The sequence below is a fragment of the Alcanivorax sp. HI0044 genome (assembly GCF_001634945.1).
On record NZ_LWEZ01001850.1, the window covers coordinates 1 to 1,102 of the forward strand.

General features: G+C 57.0%; 1 protein-coding gene. It reads right to left on the minus strand.

Annotation, left to right across the window (positions count from 1 at the left end; all coding sequences use genetic code 11):
- The coding region (locus A3730_RS27610) for an AsmA family protein (protein ID WP_156501411.1) at positions 1-938 on the minus strand (938 nt) is incomplete at its 3' end.
- Positions 939-1,102 lie beyond the last annotated feature (164 nt).

Below are 1,102 nucleotides of genomic sequence, written 5' to 3' on the forward strand. Positions count from 1 at the left end.
TCCAGCACCTTGTTGGCATCGAAGGGCGCGGTGGCCAGCTTGCCGCTGAGCTGCATGTCGCCGGTGAGGGCGCTAATGTCCACGTTGCCTTTGGTCTCGGTGCCGGCAGCTTGCAGCAGCAGGTCCTTGATGGAGACGGTGTCCTCGTTCAGGTTTACATCCAGATTCTGTTCCAGATGCACATCCACCGGCATGGTGGTGGCGCCGGCGATATTGGCATCCAGTGTCATCGGGTTGAGGACAAAATGGTTATTGTCGATATCGGCGGCCAGTACCGTGTCCAGATTCATGTCCACGCGCATGTCGCTCTGGTCCTGATAGCGCAGGGACATCTGCAGCGGGAAGGGTTCATCCAGGTTCACGTCCTGGGCATTCAGATTAAAGTGCTCGACGACGATGTCGGTGCCATCGGCGGTGCTGCGGTAGCGAACCTTGCCGTCGCTGACCACGACTTTGGGAATGGTCAGCGGAATGTCCAGGCTGCTGCTGCCCTCGTCTTCGGCCGCCGGTTCTTCTTCAGTGGCGGTGTCTTCTGCCGGCGTCTGCGGGCCGATCTGCTCCCAGTTGGCGCCGTCCGGGCCGTCCACCAGGTTTACATTCAGGCCGGCCAGGGTGATGCCGTCCATTTCCACCTGGCCGTACAGCAACGGTAATACGGCAACGCTGACGCTGGCTTCGTCGAGGGCGGCGAACAGTTCTTCGTCATCGGCAATGCGGGCTTCGGTGCGGCCAAGACTCACGCCCAGCGAGGGCCAGAATTGCCAGGCCAGGTCACCCTGAATGTCCAGTGTCAGGTTGGCCTGTTCCTGTGCCTGTTTCTCGATTTCCGGCTTGAACTCGTTGGGATCAATCACCTGCGTGATCACAAAAACAGCAATAGCTAATAGCACAATGATGGCAAACAAAGTGATCAGCAAAATTTTTAACAGGCGTCCCATGTAGCACTCCTTGCGCGTTGGTCGTTGGACCGTGATTATAGCAGTGGGGATTCACTGGCCATACCGTAGCATTATTCATGATTGTTATTGTGAAGTTAGGGGAAGAACGTTTGCGAAAGTTCCATGTTGTTGTCTTGATGGCGCTGCTTTTGGTGGGGGGCATC